This is a genomic window from Nocardioides gansuensis (assembly GCF_003076135.1).
Classification (GTDB): Bacteria; Actinomycetota; Actinomycetes; order Propionibacteriales; family Nocardioidaceae; genus Nocardioides; species Nocardioides gansuensis.
This window is the reverse complement of sequence record NZ_QDGZ01000029.1, coordinates 1-865: the sequence shown is the minus strand read 5'-3', so window position 1 is coordinate 865 and position 865 is coordinate 1. Positions and strand designations below refer to the sequence as shown.

Here is an 865-nt window from a genome sequence, read left to right as displayed (position 1 = left end):
ATGGCTCCCCTCTATGTCAAGAGGCCGCCGGGAGTGAGGTTCTAGGCTGGGTGTCGGCGGGTCCGGGAAGTGGCTTGTCCGAAGAGTCGGCTTGGGGATGTGAGCCGGCCGCGCTGGAGTCAGAGACGTTTCCCCGTTGCCCTCCCGGGCTCGTCCTGTCGACGTTGAGGGCGTCGCGGAGCATCTGCTGGTAGACGATGTCGGAGAGGCGTCGTTTCACGCACCGCATGGCTTCCATCGGTGCTTTGCCGTCGGCCTTCTGTGCGTTCGTAGTAGGCGCGGCCTTCGCTGGGATTGCGCAGCTGGACACGGGCCATGGTGTGCAGGACGCGGTTGAGCTGGCGGTTGCCGGCTCGTGAGAGCCGGTGCCGGACCTGATCGCCGGAGGAGGCGTCGATGGGTGCGGTGCCGTTCCAGGACGCGAAGTGCGCCTTGTTCGGGAACCGGGTGATGTCGCCGACCTCGACGAGCAGCCGTGCCGCGCCGGTGGGACCGATTCCGGGCAGGTTCAGCAGGCTGGTGCCGGTGGTCGCGAGCAGTGCGGTGAGCTCCTTGTTGGCGGCCTTCTTGCGGGCGTAGATCCGTTCGAGGTCGCTGATCAGCTCCGCGGCGACCCGGCGCCGGGTCTTGCCGGCCGCGTCGCGGGGCCGGACCGTGGCCAGCAGCTTCTTGGCCTGCGCCGCCGAGAGGTATCTCTTCGCCCCGCCCGGGATCAGTTCCAGCAGCAGTTGGTGCAGCTGGGAGGTCATTCGGGTGTGGTCCTCACCTAGGGAGCGGCGGCGGTCGACCAGGATCCGCAGCACCGCGAGTTGCTCGTCGTTGACCACCGGCCGCAGCCCGGTCATCCGGGTGCCGACCAGGGCGA

At 68.4% G+C, this 865-nt stretch carries 1 protein-coding gene; it reads right to left on the bottom strand.

Going from position 1 to position 865, the window contains the following annotated elements:
* Positions 1-119: 119 nt before the first annotated feature.
* The coding region (locus DDE18_RS22465) for a transposase (RefSeq protein ID WP_211754721.1) at positions 120-865 on the bottom strand (746 nt) is incomplete at its 5' end.